Origin of the sequence: Spiroplasma endosymbiont of Stenodema calcarata, assembly GCF_964031205.1 — a bacterium.
Taxonomy (GTDB): Bacteria; Bacillota_I; Bacilli_A; order Mycoplasmatales; family Mycoplasmataceae; genus Spiroplasma.
In genome coordinates this window covers 784,798-801,468 of the sequence record NZ_OZ035018.1, presented here as the reverse complement: position 1 = coordinate 801,468, position 16,671 = coordinate 784,798, and the positions used below count along the sequence as shown (strand labels likewise).

Genomic DNA, 16,671 nt, shown 5'->3' with positions numbered 1-16,671 from the left:
AAAAAGTTATCTTTTAATTTATTCACGGATGTTTTTTGGCATGTTTGGTTTTATAAAAATGAAAGACAAACTTAGTATTAACATTACAATAATAATACTATAAATAATGACATAAGTTAGCATAAAAGCGTGGTAATGAATAATTATTGGAATAATGATAATACCTAGTAATAAACTAAAGATTGCATGACCAAAAACATGTTCAAACATTAAAGCTAATGTTAAGTTTTCAGATCCAACTAAACTAATAATATTATTTTTTTGGATCCGACTTAAGTGTCCTAAACAAAGGCCAATTAATATTTGACTACATCCTAGTCCAATGCTTAGATACAAGAGGTGAAATAATTGAGTTTGTTCGGTGAAAGTCATAACTGTTAAACCTAATAATAAACCAATTGCAATAATGGTCAGAATAGCATTAATACAAACATTTTGTTTGATGTTAACATTGTTAACTTTAATTAAATAACCAAGTAAATAACTTAGTTTACGGATAACATATAGTACACCAATTATAATAATCATTAATGGTGTATCTTTAAAAATTAAAACTGGTAGTAAGTAACCAAAGACTTCATTAATACTATATAGAAAACTTGAAGAGAATAAATAACTTCAAAATTGCTTGTTATTTTTTAAAACTTTTCAACTATTAGGATTAATCTTAAAGGTAATTTCTTCTGTTTTTAAATCATCGCTAAAAAAGATAAAACTAAAATTAATTAAAGCTATAAGCATAAAATATACTTGTAAAGCAATATTATTTTCTAATTCATTCAAAAAATATTGAAATAAAAAAGGAATAATAATTGTAAAAATATTACCCAAGGTAAAATAAAGACTTGGATTTGTTTTTAACTGATGTTGACGGGCGTAACTTCGAATGATTTCCATTGTGAAAGGTACCATCCCGGCCACAAAAATTCCAGTAGCAAAAAGCAAGAGTGGATAGAAATAAATAATTAAATTGTTATCAAAAAAATTGGTCATCATTAATAAAGAAATAAAGATAAAAAGAAAAAAGCTATTCATTTGTAAAATAAAAATATTGCTTTTTCGTTTTTTTACTTTTGCTCAAAGGGGTGTAAAAAAGAGCATTGCCGCCGGAATTAATAGGAAAAGTCAAATTTTTGCTAATCCGAATTTTTGATAAATCTCAAAAGGTAAAAATGCAAAGAGGGCGCCCATTAAGATTCCTTGAATAATGATTGTTATTTTTCAATTAGATAGTTTAGTTGTCATTTTTGTTATCACTTCTTTCGTGTTGTTGTTTTATTTGCGGAATTATTTTTATACAAATTAATTTTACTATTATTTAAGAAAAAAATGTTAAATATAAAGCATCATTTTACGGGATATAGCAATAATATCGTCAAAATATAAGAATATTGCTTTTTAATTCTTTTTTTCTTCATCAAAATGTTTTATTTTTTGCAATCAAAAATAAAATTAGAGATTATCAGCCAAAAATTAGAGAGAATAGTTCCAAATGGAATCAGTTTATTTAATATATTTTGTCCACAAAGTTCTCAATTCCTTTATAATGTATTTTAAAATGTACCTTAGAGAAAAGTTAAAGGACATTATCACGACTTTTAAATAAAAATTTACCCATATAGTTCACTCTTTTTTTCTGTATTACAATTCTAACTTTTTTTATTATAAATTAATAATTAGAAAAAAGTAAGATTTAATTAATTATTTTGTAAATTATGAATATCTTTTTTTTAATTCGTTGTACAATGATAATATAAATATTAATTAAACAGTGTATAAAAAGGAGAATAAAAAATGAAAAAATCAATTGATGCCGTTAAAATGTTAGGGGTTGAAGCTGTTAATAAAGCTAATTCAGGTCATCCGGGGATTGTTCTTGGTGCTGCCCCAATGGCTTATACCTTATTTACGAGACATTTGAATGTCAATCCTCAAGTTGATAAATGAACTAATCGTGATCGTTTTGTTTTAGCTGCCGGTCATGGTAGTGCTTTATTATATGCTTTATTACATTTATCAGGATTTGACCTTAATATTGAAGATTTACGGAATTTTCGGCAAGTTAATTCAATTACGCCAGGTCATCCTGAGTCATATTTAACTCCGGGAGTTGATGTTACTACTGGCCCATTAGGACAAGGAATCGCCACAGCAGTTGGTTTAGCATTAGCCGAATCGCACTTAGCAGCAAAGTATAATACAAAAAAACATTCGCTTTTTGACCATTATACTTATGTTTTATGTGGTGATGGTGATTTGCAAGAAGGGGTAACGCAAGAAGCAATTTCTTTAGCTGGACACTGAAAATTAAATAAATTAATTGTGTTATTTGATTCAAATGATGTTCAATTAGATAATATGGTAAATGTTGCTCAAAGTGAAAAAATTGGTGATCGATTTCAAGCAGCAAATTGAAATTATCTTTTTGTTAAAGATGGCAATGATGTTGAAGCAATTGATCAAGCGATTATTCAAGCTAAAAATAGCGATAAACCAACTTTAATTGAAGTAAAAACCATCATAGGATCGGGCGCAACTAAACAAGGAACACCAGCTGTACATGGTGCTCCACTAGGAACAGATATTGAAACAATTCGTAAAGAATTGGGATGAACAGAAAAATCATTTGAAGTACCAAGTGAAGTTTATAATGATTTTGAAGTTAATGTTAAGCTGCGAGGTATTAAAAAATATGAACAATGACTAAAAATGTTTAAAGCATTTTGTGAAGAAAACCCAGTATTAGGAAAAGAACTAGATGATGCAATTCATGGTAATTTTACCTTTAATCCGCAAGACTTATTAGATTTAAAACCAACAAAACCGCAAGCAACTCGCATTAGTAGTGGGGCAATTATTGATCGAATTTCAAGTCTTATTCCAAATTGAATTGGAGGTAGTGCTGATTTAAGTGGTAGTACCAAAGCAAAGGGTGCGGATGCTGTTTATAGTGCTGAAAATCGAAAAGGCCGTAACTTAGCATATGGTGTTCGTGAATTTGCGATGACAGCTATTAATAATGGAATTTGTTTGCACCGTGGTTTATTACCATTTGCTAGTGGCTTTTTGGTTTTTTCCGATTATATGAAACCAGCGATCCGTTTAAGTTCGCTAATGGATATTCCAGTTGTTTATGTTTTATCTCATGATTCAATTGCGGTTGGAGAAGATGGACCAACCCATCAACCAATTGAGCAATTAGCAATGTTACGTAGTCAACCAAACTTAAATGTTTTTCGTCCCGCTGACTTTAATGAAACATTAGGTGTTTATCATCTTGCCATACATTCACGTCATACACCAAGTGCTATTTTAATTACTCGGCAAGATTTGCCAGAATTAGAACATTCACAAGTTGAAATGGTGGCAAAGGGAGCTTATCAAGTGTATGGAACAGAAAACAATAATGATGTTATTTTAATCGCAACAGGAAGTGAAGTAAGTATGGCAATTACGGTTGCTAAGAAATTAGAAGATGATCAAAAAATTCGGGTAAAAGTAGTATCAATGCCATCGTGAGAATTATTTGATCAGCAAGATAATAGTTATAAAACAAAATTATTAGAATCAACCGCGTTGATTGTTTCAATTGAATTAGGGACAACTTTTGGATGAGAACGTTATACATCAAATACTGGCTTAAACTTTGGAATAAATACTTTTGGCCAATCAGGACCATTTCATGATGTATTAGAATATTTTGGTTTCAATGTTGAAAATATTGTTAATACAATTATTAAAAAAATGCAATTATCAAAAAGTTAAGGGTATTTAAAAAAACTAGGTTTTTCCCCTAGTTTTTTTATGAGGATTTTTAATTTTAATATTTTAAATAACGTTGTCAAAAGACAGGTGCTAAACTCCGCAATGCTAGGGGAATGACAATTTGCATAATTGGATAAGTAAAAATAAAACTGTGAATAAAGTTATAAACAATTGAATATAATCAATTAGTATAACCTGGTCAAACTGAATCAGGAAATAAGGTTGTTCAAATTAAAGCTCCCACTAAAACTTGCGAAAGATAAATTAAAGTCATGATACTAAAACAAATAATAATATAATTAATATATGTAATATATTTCTTATCATTATTAACTTTAAAACGCATAAAACCAGCAATCATCGGGATAGTCATTGGAATAAAGTAATCTAATAAATATGATCATGGTGAAACAATAAATCCTGATGGAATAAATAGGAGTGACATTAAGACACTAACTGTTCCGGTTATAAATCCGGCTAAAACAGAATGAATAAAGGAAATGATTGTTAAGGGAATATATTTTAAAGCAATACTGCCCCCATATGGTAAATTAGGTATTAATGTTTCTAAAAAAGCCAAAACTAATGTTACTGCTGCAAACATTGCAATAATAACAAAATCAAATGTTTTTCATTTTCAAATTCCTAAATTAATTAAAAATCGCTTTTTCTTATTTGCTTTTGAAAAAAGGATATCACTAATTTTAATTTCATAACTATAGAGTACAATATTGCTAATTAAATTTAGAAGATTAAAACTAATAATATTTAAAATAATAAATTGCATTTTATAATTAATGTACTCTTCATAATTTGCTAATCAAATACTAATGGTATATACAATGCTAAAAACTAATCCAAATCCACAAATTGCGATGATAAAAATTCAAATATTTTTAAAATTTTGATCACTTTCTAAATGCAAAATTGTTTGTAATTTTGATAATGGTAAAATACTAAGCGTGATTAAAAAACTAAAATATAACATAATGGGTATAAAAATTGTTAATTTGTTGTACCATAATATAATTTGTTGTTGTTTTAATGTACATTTAAAACTTACTTTTTGCTCCATAAATAAAAAAATCTCCTCACACAAATAACTTTATAATTAACATCTGTGAAAGTGAGTATCAAATTAAATTTATTGAATTAATAAATAATGAATTTGAACTCCCTCCGCTAGTTTTAACTAGATCAGGTTCTAAGAGTGTTTCTCAAACTTATTATAAATAATAAGCTACCTCTGTCAATTACATTCTTATCATAACATTGTTTAAAAAAAACTGCAAGGAATTTTGTAATTTATTATATAATATATAATAGAAGTCAGAGGAAAAGATATGTTTAAATGATTGAAAAAGAAGAAAAATAAGGAAATAATGGTTAATTTATCAACAATTAAAAGTTTTGATGATGATATTGAAGCGGTGAGTGGAATTAATTTTAATGATGATGTTGTTAATGAGGTTTTAACACCAGTGGCCGAAGATAATTTGAAAACTAAAATAATATCAAATGGTGATGAAAAGGGTGCCAATAATATTCATAATCTTGTTCAGAATGCCCGTACGCAAATAAATAAATATAAAGAAGAACATAATGTTAATGAACATGAAAATTTATTAGAACGCTTAGAACACTTAAAAAACCTTCGAGATAGTTCCGAATCTAAACCAAATGAATTCCAACAAATGTTAAATCAAATTAAAGAACGTAATTTTAATGATCGTATGGCATATATTATGGACCGCATTAAAGTTTCTCATCGGAATGATAATAAAGTGGAATTAGAACAGAATGGTAAATCCAAACCAAAACAACCCAAAAAAGATAATATTATAATGACGGGAAATAAAAAAGAAATTACTAAAATTAAACAAAAATTATCACAAGAGTTGCCTACTGCTTCAAATCCAAATAAGGATTTTACGATTACTTTATCAGTTAAACAATTTGAGCGTATTGTTCGTGATACAGTTGAAGATGTTTTAGTTGAATTAGGAATTAAAAATAAAACCAAATAATTATTTTTTGTTTTTATTTTGATTAAATTAACATAAGAATGATGGAGGCAAGTATTATGAAGATAGCATTATTTGGTGGTAGTTTTGACCCATTTCATACTGATCATTTGGCAATGATTAAATTAGTTAAAAGCAAGACAGATATTGATGAAGTATGAATTATTCCAACAAATCAAAATCCTTTTAAAATGCGAAAATTATCTCCGGCATCTGATCGCTTAGCAATGATTAAATTGGCAGTTGCAAATCTAGGATATGTTAAAATTAATTTAATTGAGTTAGATAATTTGACTCCTAGTATAACTTATGAGACGGTTTTAAAATTGCAACAACAATTTCCTGCTAATCAGTTTTATTTTATAATTGGTTCTGATCAACTAAAAACATTAGAAAAATGAAATAATATTTCTGAATTAACAAGAATGCAAACTTTTATTATTTTACAACGAAATGAAGAAATTAAACAAAGTGTTTTAGAACAATATCAAGCAATTTTAATTCTCTTTAATAATAATTTACATTTATCATCGACAATGCTACGCGAAGGAAAAAATATTGCTTTACAATTGCCAACAATTACGAAGTATATTAACAATAATTTATTATACTTACCAGAGCGACTAGGACAAACTATGGATGAAATTCGCTATCAGCATTGTTTAAATGTTGGACAAAAAGCTCAAGAGTTAGCATTGCGATATCATTTAGACCCGCATAAAGCACTAATTGCTGGAACTTATCACGATATCACAAAACAGTGGTCAACAGAAAAACATCAAACTTATTTAACAAAATACTTACCATCTTTTTTAAATGAACCAGTTCCAACGTGACATTCATATACAGGATATTGTTATTTAAAGTATGACTTATTGTTTACTGATGAAGAAATTTTATCAGCAATAAAATGACATACGGTAGGTCATCCTGAAATGACACCGTTTGAAATGGTAATTTTTATTGCTGATAAAATTAGTGCTGAGCGAAATTATCCTGGTGTTGATAAATATCGTAGTTTAGCTGATCAAGATTTAACAGCAGCATTCCAAGCTTTATTAACAATGCAATTCGAACGTGCTGCTGTTAAAACTAGTGGACAGGATTTAGGGGAAAATATTAACCGAACTTATCAACAATGAAAGCGAGAAAAATAATGTTATGAATTTAGTTATTAGTGCAATGGAAGCGGAACTAGCACCAACAATCACAGCATTACAACCAACTGAAATTATTAAATATGACTATATTAAGTTGTATCAAAAAGGAACATGATTATTTGCAATTAGTAAAATTGGTTTAGTAAATGCGGCTATCACTTTAACAACTTTAATTAATGATTATGCAATTAAAAGAATTTATAATATTGGTACTGTTGGGAGTTTAAAAGAAACATTACCATTGTTAAGCCCTGTTGTTATTTCAGAAGCATATTATACTTTTGCGGATGCTCAAGAATTTGGATATACTATTGGTCAGATTCCGGGCGAAGTAGCTAGTTATCATAGTGATCAAGAATTATTAGCATCATTTTCTACAAAAATATTAGGATGTCAAGAAGTTATTTTAGGTAGTAGTGATATTTTTATTGCTAAATTGGAATATTTTCAACATATTAAAACAAAGTTTTCTAATAAAATTGATGTTGTTGATATGGAAGGAACAGCTTTTTTTCAAGTTGCCGCAAAGTATCATTTGCCAATAATTAGTATTAAAATTATTACTGATTATCTAGCACTAAATGGCGATCCGTCTGGGAGTCAATTTAAAAAAAATTTACCGCAAGCTAGTATATTAATTCGGGATTTAATTATGAAATTGTAAATTATGACAATAAAAATTTTGTTATTTTTTATTAATAACAAAATTTTCTTCTAAAATTGTTTAATTGGCCAGCATGATATTGTTCATGCTGGTCAATTTTTACAGTGTAATTTAAATTTTTTTTTATTTTTTATTATATATATAATTAAAAATAGTTCAATATGAACGGCCCACAATTTATTTCCGTTTTTTAACCAAAGGAGAAATCTATGAAAAAGTATTTTTGAACTATTTTAATAAGTTCTTTTTTAGTAATTCCATTTGTAAGTATTATTATTCTTTTCACAAATAATAGTTTTAGAGTTACAAATGATTTAAAACAAATTGTTGATCCAAGCCGTGGTTGACCAAAGAAAAATGCAAGTCAACTAAAAATTTGGCAATTTTTGTATAATGATACTCAGCAGAAACTTGTTGCGACAAATGAGAAGATGTTGAATGGTTATTATAGTTTTTATCGTGACGAATTTTATAAATATCGTGATACGGCAGAGGAACATATTGGGAAACCTGGCTATGATGAAATTGGCATTCCCATTGTTGAAATTGATAATTATGTTGAAGAAAAAATTGTTTGTTCATATGATATGCAAAAATTTATGGCTTTAAGCTTACGATCATATTTTATTGAATTATCAATTAATCAAATTCTTGATTCATCAAATAATAATATTAATCCAAATGAATATTTGAACTTATGGGTTATGAAGTATTTTCAAGCTGGATTTTATTTTCAGTGGGCAAAAATTTGGATTCAAGATTTAGGTCGCACAATTGAGAAGTCAATTGATATTGATTTTTATGTTTTTGGATCATTGGTGCCAGTAGACCAAGATGGCAATAAATTATGATCACAAGGTCCTGATTCAGCGGAAGCTGCAAAAGTAAAGCCACGATTAAAACTTGATAATGTTATGACAAATATGATTGATAAAGTTTATAATACTGTATTTGGGAGGGGGAATTAGAATGATTGTGTTAGAAAATATTAATAAAAATTATGGTAAAAATCATATTTTAAAAGATATTAATTTACAGATTAAAGAAAGTGAATCAGTGGCTTTTTTAGGAGCAAATGGGAGTGGTAAAACAACATTAGTTGAAATTATTTCTGGAGTTTTAAAACCTTCAACTGGAAAAGTAAAGTTTGTAAATAATAAACAAGAAAAAGTTAAAAAAACAATAGGTGTTCAATTCCAAGACGGCTATTGGCCATCAGGAACAACACCAATTGATTTAATTAAATTTTATAAAGGACGGGGTTATTTAAAAACACTAGAAGGTCAAAAGTTAATTGATGTTTTTGAATTAAAGTATTTGTTAAAAAAAGAAATTTCAGCTTTATCAGGAGGCCAACGTCAGCGTTTTAATTGTTTTTTATCAATTTTAAATGACCCTGACATTTTAGTATTAGATGAGTTAGTTACGGGATTAGATTTAAAAATGCAAATTAAATTAGTAAATTTTTTGAAAGAATGAAAAACAGAAAGAAAAGTCAATTTGTTAATTGTTTCACATACACCAGAAGAAGTTGAACTACTTTGTGATCGGGTTTTGCTGTTAAAAGATGGTGAAATTTATAGTGATCAGCTAATTACGGAAATTATTAAAAATAATGGGAGTTTACGAAAAATGCTAATTAATTATTTTTAGAATATTATTGGCTATGAAAGATAAAATTCAATTTAAATTTAAACCATTATTTTTAAAATTACATAAAACTAATACTTTACTTTTTAAAACTATTTTTACTAATCCTCGTACTTATATCTTTGTGTTTCTTTTTTCAGCATGTCTTTCAGCTATTTGTGCATGATTTTGAAATACTTATAGTTATTATGTTGTTTTACCACCAATCTTAATTAATTTTTTATCTGTATCAGTTTTTACAAGTAGTTTCTATTTAGGAATTTACTTATTAGAATGACGAAAAAAGAATTTTCTAAAGCGGATTAAACAAATTAATTTGAATGAATATAATGTTATTTTTGTTATCTTTTTATTAAATTTAACACTATCATTAACTTCAATTTTGTTAAATATGGCCTTATATAATTTGTATGCTTTAATTCCTCTTTTTGGGTTTAAATTGGCCTTATTATCAAATATTAGACCTTTTATTTGAATATTGTATTTTGTCGGAATTATTATGGTTATTTTTTTTCTAACGGTATTATATGTTTTTTTGACAACAGCATTATCAAGTCGTAATTTATCATTTGCGATTTTAGCAATTGTTACCTTATTTCTTATTATTTTTTCTGATGTTGTAATTCACCCAACAATTACTAATCATAATTGAGTTTTTATTATAATTGGTTATTTATGCCCAGGGAAATACTTTATTTGATTCAATATGTTAATTACTTCTTATCAATTTATTGACCCGTTAGGAATCAGTCAAATTATTGAAGATTATAATACTGTTTCTTTTATCAGTTTTACTAGAATTTGGCAGCCTATAATTGGACTGATAATTTTTAGTGGATTATTTGGTTATTTAGCAAAACATTTTTTTAATTGAGGAATGAAAGGAAAATAATAATGAAAAAACTATTAACTTATGTTGGTTTATTAACATTAACAACAGCGCCCGCTATGTTGACTGTTGCATGTACTATTGGCGATATTGATGGGAGTAATTATTTAAAAAACTTACCTAATTTTAATTGAGGAAGTTCTGAATATGGTGATGGTATTTTATTTAATAATCAAAATTCGGAAAATATTTTAAAAATGCAAAATGAACAAGTTGATTTAGGAACAATTAAACCGCAATATTTAAATTCATATCTTAATTATGCAAAATTTAGCACCGGATTTCAATGAAATCAAAATATTCGTAAGCAGGCAGTAACCGGGGTTCCTTTAAACAAAGGTTTTATGCCAAATGGAAATTATGCCGCTGACTTTGGTGTTACTTCATCAGCACAAAAATATTTACGAGTTAATTCGATTCTAAATTGAGATCCAGCAACAGATTATGATGCAAAATATAATCAAGCACAAATTCCATTACAACAGCGGGTTTTTGTTGCAACAGCTAATTCAAAGCAACAAAATTCTTATGTTAATTATAATCAATTAGGATTTTCTTCACGAAAACATCGAACTTTTGATAATACTATTGTGGGAACAAAAAATCCTTTTGAAAATACTAATTTAAATTGGCAGTATGTTAATGAATTTGTTAATTGATCAGGTTCATGATTTGAAGGGCCAATTATTCCACCACCAGCTGATGTTATTGATGCGGCTCATATTAACGGGACACCAATTTATGGTAATATTTTTTTAGATGGTTATCATGGTTTAACCCGTGAAATGTTAAAAGATTTTTTAGCCCGAAATAATGATGGAACATATAAAATTGTAGATATCTTAATTAATATTGCAAAAGATCTTGGTTTTGATGGTTGGTTTATTAATAATGAAGCTAACGGGAGTGCACCGAATGGAACAATTTTAGATTATAATGAAATGTATCAAATATTAAAGGAATTTAATTATAAAGTTGGGACTGCGGCAAATCCAAATGTAAAAAAATTACAAATAATATATTATCGAAATGATGCAACTGTTTCTAAAAACACAATTGGATATGATGATGCAGAAACAATTAAAATGACAACAAGTGGTTATCCAAAAAATGGGGTTATTACTCCCACACAAGTACAATTAAATTTTGGAGAAACACCTGATAAAACAACGACTTTCTTAAAAGAACATCCAAATTATCAGCCTGGTGATTTATATACAATGATTGATGAATGAACAAATGCCAAATATTATGGAACATATGATTTTCGTCAATTAGCTTATGCTTTGAATGCATCTAGTGGTAATCCTAAATATGATCCAAATGTCTACACTAGTTTTTCATCATATATGGACAATGGGACCGCTATTTTCGGTAATTATGCCTATAACTGAATTAAACAAAAGGGTGTAAAAAATGATATAAGAGCTTATCTTTTTGCTACGCAAGTTTCAAATTTATTTAATATGATTCATTATTCAGGAACAAATACATTTATTAGTGATAATGACACAGGATTACAAGCAAATAAATTATTTAATGATTATAGTGCATTAGATCCAAAGGCTGATTTCACAGCATTAGCTTTTGTAGCTGATCCGCGGATTAAAGTAAGTAATAAGGGACCTGTTGATAATTTTATTAAACAAAAAATTTATGATTATCAAACTAATGGGGGATATAATTCAACTAGTTTTGGCGTTGGTAGTTTAGTTCGAGAAAAAACAACTTTATTTGATGAAAATCAAATTTTAAATAAAACAACTAATTTTTCAATGGGGAGCGGAATTAAATTTGTTGATCGGGATGAGAAAGGAAATAGTTTTGTGGCTAATGCTTATCCTTGAACAAATCGTCGTTTAACAGATATTCTTCCAACTTATCAATGAAAAATTTATGATGAGACTAAAAATGATCAGCCGCTAAATATTAATGAAATTACTGGGATGTATGATTATGATACTGTTTATAAGAAAGGAAATTCAATTGCAATTGGGAGTGGTTTTGATAAAGACGGAAAAGTTTTACCAGCAAAATGAGATCAAAAGAAAGTTTATGACTGAGATATTATGGGGACTAATTTAATTAATAATAATCATCAAATTAGTTTTATTTATTATGATGGTTCCAATAATAATAGTAATGCTAAGGTTAATTTTTGAATTACAAAAACTAATCAAACGACGGGGGTTTCATCGGGTCAAACATTTGCTCCGACGCAATCAGAACAATTAACAGATGGATGAATAAAAGTTTCATTTGATTTAAGTAAAATTGCAAATGTCGATAAAGCAAATCGGATTTAAAAGATTGGGTTACAAATTATTCCGCAAGCAAATGATTTTAAATTTAATGTTGGTGAATTTAAAATTACTACTGCCCCAGCCAAACCTATTGATAATGTTAAGATTACCCAGCCAACAGTTGAATATGCAATTAAACGCCATGATTCAACAAAAGAATGATTTAATCTTCGTTTTGGTTTAGAAAGTCAAAATATTGCTAATCTTAATTATTATGCAATATATTACTTTATGGATAATAAATGATATCGGGTAGGGGAAACAACTCAAAATTATTATTTTATAAAGGATTTAACAAAGAATCAAAAGGGAATTCAACTAATGATTAAACCAGTTTATACGAATGGGATCACAGCAGCAGGTTTTGTCTTTAATGTTAGAGTATCATAAGGAGGTATTTATGCGAACTAATCAAAATCATAAGATGTTTAATCGTTGTATAGTTTATATGTTCAAAACAATTTTAAAAACATCCCGAACATATATTTATATGATTGTGGCCCCAATGATATTAATTACTTTTATTTATTTCCTTTGATATCAACAAATGCTAAAAACAAATCGTTATATTATGATTTCATCTTTTACATTACTACCTACCTTATTTTTGCTATTTTTAGTATCTTTTATTATTTGTGAATGACGAGATTCCGTTTTCTTAAAATATTTAAAAAATTTTGGATTAAATAAGATTCAGTTTATATCAGCTTTACTAATTGTTTTATTTACGATTACTTTTGTTACTATTTGATTAATTTTAGGCTATTTATTTTTAATCGATTTAAGTCATAAAGAACATATTATGTGAGAATGATTTGGTTTATTCCTCGGGATGATTTTAAATATTTTAATAATGTTCTTTTTAAGTTTACTAATTGCTGGATCATTAAAGAATATTTATTTAGTACAGACTATTAATATTTTGATTTTTATTTTATCTTTTATTTTTGGTGATTTTCTAATTGATTTATCATTTGCAACAACAATGCCAGCTATTGTTATTGGTTATTTTATTCCATAAAAATATATTACTTGAATTGTTTATATATTTTATACACAAAGTGATCAAAATCCATATGGCTTTTTCTTAATTGTGCCTTCTGTTGATCGCAACCTAGCATTTACTTCGATTTATTTACCAATATTTGGAACACTTGTGTTTATTAGCACTGCTAGTGTTGGTTCATATTTTGCTTTTATTAGTGGTTTTAAAAGATAAGTATTAATAATCTTAAATAGTATTTATGTTATTTTATTGAATGTTATGAAATAGGGCAAGAAAAAAAGTGATTTTAGATTAATCACTTTTTTTCTTATCATGGCATTATTTTTTCTAAATAACAATTATGTTTTTTTAATAGGATTACTTTTTATAGGAGGTGAAATATTTCCTGCTGCTAAATCAGATTTACCTTTAAAATCATATTGTTTTTCCGTTCCTTTGAATAATCGGGCAATATTCTGATGATGTTTGAAAATTAAAAAGATTGCACTTAAAGTAATAATAATATTAATTAAGGCTAAACTATCATAATAATTATTGTAATTAACATAATGGAAGTAATTCATTCAAACAACGTGTGAATCTTTAAGTAAATCACCATTAAAATTAATAACCTGAATTCCACTTAATTGTGGAATTCAGCATAAAGTTCCAACAAAAATAGCTCCTAAAATTGAAGAAACAGAAACACGTTTTCAAATAAAGAATGTACTTCATCAGACGACAGCCGCAATTAAGAAATAATAAGGATTAGTCATTCATAGTAATCCTAAAAACGAAGAAACAGTTTTTCCTCCTTTAAACTTGTAATAAATTGGATAAGAGTGGCCAATTAGCACACATAACCCGGGAATATAATAACTAGTTGAACCAAAATTAACGCCATTAATATCAATACAACTAATCGCAAAAGCAATAGCCATTGTTATCGTAACTTTTAACATATCTAAAAACATAATTGCAAAACCTCATTTTTTGCCTAAGACACGACTGGTATTTGTGGCACCAGCATTTTTTGAATGATATTCTCGTACATCAATTTTGTAAATGGTTTTACTAATAAAGATCGATCAACTAAAAGACCCAATTAAATATCCAATGATTGCAACAAGGACTGTTCCTAAATATCCATATAATGTCATTTCTTCACCTCTATTTTAATATTATTATATAATATATTAGAAATAATTTTGTAAATAATTGTAAATAAAATTATTATAATATAAGATAATTACAGTGCAAAATTAGAATTAAAGGAATGATTAAGATATGAGTACCGAAAATAAAACATTAAAATACGATGAATCATCAATTCAAATTCTAGAGGGATTAGATGCAGTTCGCAAGCGTCCAGGGATGTATATTGGCTCAACTGATGTTCGTGGATTACATCATTTAGTTTGAGAAATTGTCGATAATTCAATTGATGAAGCCTTAGCAGGATATTGTACGGAAATTAATATTATTATTCATAAAAATAATGCCATTACAGTGCAAGATAATGGTCGTGGTGTTCCAACAGGAATGCATGCTTCCGGGAAGTCTACCCCAGAAATAATTTTTTCAGTTCTTCATGCCGGGGGAAAATTTGGTGGTGATGGTTATAAAACATCAGGAGGATTACACGGTGTTGGATCCTCGGTTGTTAATGCCTTATCATCTGTTTTTGATGTTAAAATTTATCGGGATAAAAAGATTTGACATATTAAGTTTGCTAATGGTGGGCAAGTAAAACAAAAATTAACTGAACTTGGACCGACAACTGAAACCGGAACAACTATTACTTTTTTACCTGATTCAAAAATTTTTAAAGTAATTGATTTTTCTTTTTCAGCTATTTCAGAACGAATTCGTGAGTCAGCATTTTTAAATAGTGGTGTTAAAATTACATTAACCGATGATCGTGCTGGCAAAGCAGTGGAATATTTATTTCATAATGGATTAGAAGAATTTATTAGTTATATGAATGAAGGGAAAAAAAGTATTACCCCAATTGTAATAATGCGAGGTCTTGAAAAAGAAATTGAAGTTGAAGTAGCATTACAATATTCAACGGAATTTAATGAAAATTTACTTAGTTTTGCCAATAATGTTAAAACAAGTGAAGGTGGAAGTCATGTTGTTGGTTTTCGTAGTGGATTAACAAAGGTTATTAATGATTATGCCCGTAAAAAGGGGTTATTAAAGGAAAAAGATAAAAACTTAGATTCAATTGATACCCGGGAAGGTTTAACCGCAATTATTTCAGTTAAAATACCGGAAAATTTAATTCAATATGAAGGTCAAACTAAAGGTAAATTAGGAACCTATGATGCCCGATCAGCAGTGGAAATGATTGTTACAAAACAATTTGTTTTTTGATTAACAGAAAATAAAACAAGTGCTTATGCTATTATTGAAAAGGCATTATTAGCACGAAATGTTCGTGATGAAGCGCGCAAAGCACGTGAAGCGGCTCGAAATAATAAAAAACGGGGGAATAGTGACAGATTATTAACTGGAAAATTGACCCCTGCTCAAAGTAGAAATAAATTAAATAATGAAATCTTTTTAGTAGAAGGTGACTCAGCCGGGGGTAGTGCCAAATTAGGACGTGATCGCCGTTTTCAAGCCATTTTACCTTTGCGTGGAAAAGTAATTAATGCGGAAAAAGCAAAATTACAAGACTTAATGAATAATGAGGAAATTAATGTGATGATCAATGCCATTGGCGCTGGGGTTGGAAATGCCTTTGATATTGATGATACAAATTATGGTAAAGTAATTATTATGACGGATGCTGATACTGATGGGGCCCACATTCAAACTTTATTATTAACTTTCTTTTATCGTTATATGCGACCATTAATTGAACACCACCGGGTTTATATTGCGTTGCCACCATTGTTCAAAATCTTAAATACTAAGAATAAAAAAATTGATTATGCTTGAGATGAAAGTGAATTGAAAATAAAATTAAGTACATTAAAAGATAAGTTTGAATTGCAACGCTATAAAGGATTAGGAGAAATGAATGCGGAACAATTGTGAGAAACAACGATGAATCCTGAAACCCGCCAGTTGATTTTAGTTACAATTGATGATGCGCTTATAGCAGAAAAACGAATTGTAACTTTAATGGGTGATGATGCCAAAAAACGTAAAGACTGAATTGATGAAAATGTTAAGTTTACATTAGAAGATGATTTTCAACTGATAGCTAATTAAGCAAAG

At 28.1% G+C, this 16,671-nt stretch carries 14 protein-coding genes and 1 riboswitch; of the genes, 11 read left to right on the top strand and 3 right to left on the bottom strand.

The genetic code is table 4. The features are described from left to right. Window positions 1-18: 18 nt before the first annotated feature. A complete protein-coding gene (locus ACQH24_RS04340; protein ID WP_425379417.1) occupies window positions 19-1,245 on the bottom strand; it encodes an MFS transporter in 1,227 nt (408 codons plus the stop codon). Window positions 1,246-1,794: 549 nt separating this feature from the next. Between ACQH24_RS04340 and tkt the strand changes: the two genes are divergently transcribed. Beyond that, complete coding sequence (tkt, locus tag ACQH24_RS04335) at window positions 1,795-3,765, top strand: transketolase (RefSeq protein ID WP_425379416.1); 1,971 nt, start codon at window positions 1,795-1,797, stop codon at window positions 3,763-3,765. A gap of 55 nt (window positions 3,766-3,820) precedes the next feature. On the opposite strand, the gene ACQH24_RS04330 is transcribed toward tkt, so the two are convergent. Further along, a complete protein-coding gene (locus ACQH24_RS04330; protein WP_425379415.1) occupies window positions 3,821-4,840 on the bottom strand; it encodes an energy-coupled thiamine transporter ThiT in 1,020 nt (339 codons plus the stop codon). An 82-nt stretch (window positions 4,841-4,922) separates the two neighbouring features. Continuing rightward, window positions 4,923-5,023: riboswitch (TPP riboswitch) on the bottom strand. A gap of 85 nt (window positions 5,024-5,108) precedes the next feature. Here ACQH24_RS04330 and ACQH24_RS04325 point away from each other — a divergent pair. The 9 genes from ACQH24_RS04325 (at window position 5,109) to ACQH24_RS04285 (ending at window position 13,476) form a co-directional block, all read left to right on the top strand. Beyond that, on the top strand, window positions 5,109-5,792 hold the full coding sequence (locus tag ACQH24_RS04325) for a hypothetical protein (protein ID WP_425379414.1): 684 nt from the start codon (window positions 5,109-5,111) through the stop codon (window positions 5,790-5,792). Window positions 5,793-5,848: 56 nt separating this feature from the next. Then, entirely contained in the window at window positions 5,849-6,946 is a 1,098-nt protein-coding gene (locus ACQH24_RS04320; RefSeq protein ID WP_425379413.1) for a nicotinate-nucleotide adenylyltransferase, read from the top strand. A gap of 4 nt (window positions 6,947-6,950) precedes the next feature. Next, window positions 6,951-7,613 (top strand): 5'-methylthioadenosine/S-adenosylhomocysteine nucleosidase, encoded by a 663-nt coding sequence (mtnN, locus tag ACQH24_RS04315; protein WP_425379412.1) that lies wholly within the window; start codon window positions 6,951-6,953, stop codon window positions 7,611-7,613. Between the two features lie 209 nt (window positions 7,614-7,822). Beyond that, on the top strand, window positions 7,823-8,581 hold the full coding sequence (locus tag ACQH24_RS04310; RefSeq protein ID WP_425379411.1) for a hypothetical protein: 759 nt from the start codon (window positions 7,823-7,825) through the stop codon (window positions 8,579-8,581). A 1-nt stretch (window position 8,582) separates the two neighbouring features. Beyond that, window positions 8,583-9,266 carry an ATP-binding cassette domain-containing protein gene (locus ACQH24_RS04305; protein WP_425379410.1) on the top strand — a complete coding sequence of 228 codons (684 nt, stop codon included), beginning with the start codon at window positions 8,583-8,585 and terminating at the stop codon, window positions 9,264-9,266. Window positions 9,267-9,279: 13 nt separating this feature from the next. Further along, window positions 9,280-10,155: a hypothetical protein gene (locus tag ACQH24_RS04300; RefSeq protein ID WP_425379409.1), complete on the top strand. Its 876-nt coding sequence runs from the start codon at window positions 9,280-9,282 to the stop codon at window positions 10,153-10,155. A gap of 2 nt (window positions 10,156-10,157) precedes the next feature. Continuing rightward, entirely contained in the window at window positions 10,158-12,458 is a 2,301-nt protein-coding gene (locus ACQH24_RS04295; RefSeq protein ID WP_425379408.1) for an endo-beta-N-acetylglucosaminidase, read from the top strand. A gap of 228 nt (window positions 12,459-12,686) precedes the next feature. Then, on the top strand, window positions 12,687-12,845 hold the full coding sequence (locus tag ACQH24_RS04290; protein WP_425379407.1) for a hypothetical protein: 159 nt from the start codon (window positions 12,687-12,689) through the stop codon (window positions 12,843-12,845). A 10-nt stretch (window positions 12,846-12,855) separates the two neighbouring features. After that, window positions 12,856-13,476 carry a hypothetical protein gene (locus ACQH24_RS04285; protein WP_425379406.1) on the top strand — a complete coding sequence of 207 codons (621 nt, stop codon included), beginning with the start codon at window positions 12,856-12,858 and terminating at the stop codon, window positions 13,474-13,476. A 323-nt stretch (window positions 13,477-13,799) separates the two neighbouring features. Here ACQH24_RS04285 and plsY read toward each other — a convergent pair whose 3' ends face one another. Further along, window positions 13,800-14,600 carry a glycerol-3-phosphate 1-O-acyltransferase PlsY gene (plsY, locus tag ACQH24_RS04280; protein WP_425379405.1) on the bottom strand — a complete coding sequence of 267 codons (801 nt, stop codon included), beginning with the start codon at window positions 14,598-14,600 and terminating at the stop codon, window positions 13,800-13,802. Window positions 14,601-14,727: 127 nt separating this feature from the next. On the opposite strand from plsY, the gene parE reads away from it, so the two are divergent. Further along, the gene (gene parE / locus ACQH24_RS04275; protein ID WP_425379404.1) at window positions 14,728-16,665 is read left to right on the top strand and encodes a DNA topoisomerase IV subunit B; all 1,938 of its coding nucleotides are present in this window, start codon (window positions 14,728-14,730) and stop codon (window positions 16,663-16,665) included. Window positions 16,666-16,671 lie beyond the last annotated feature (6 nt).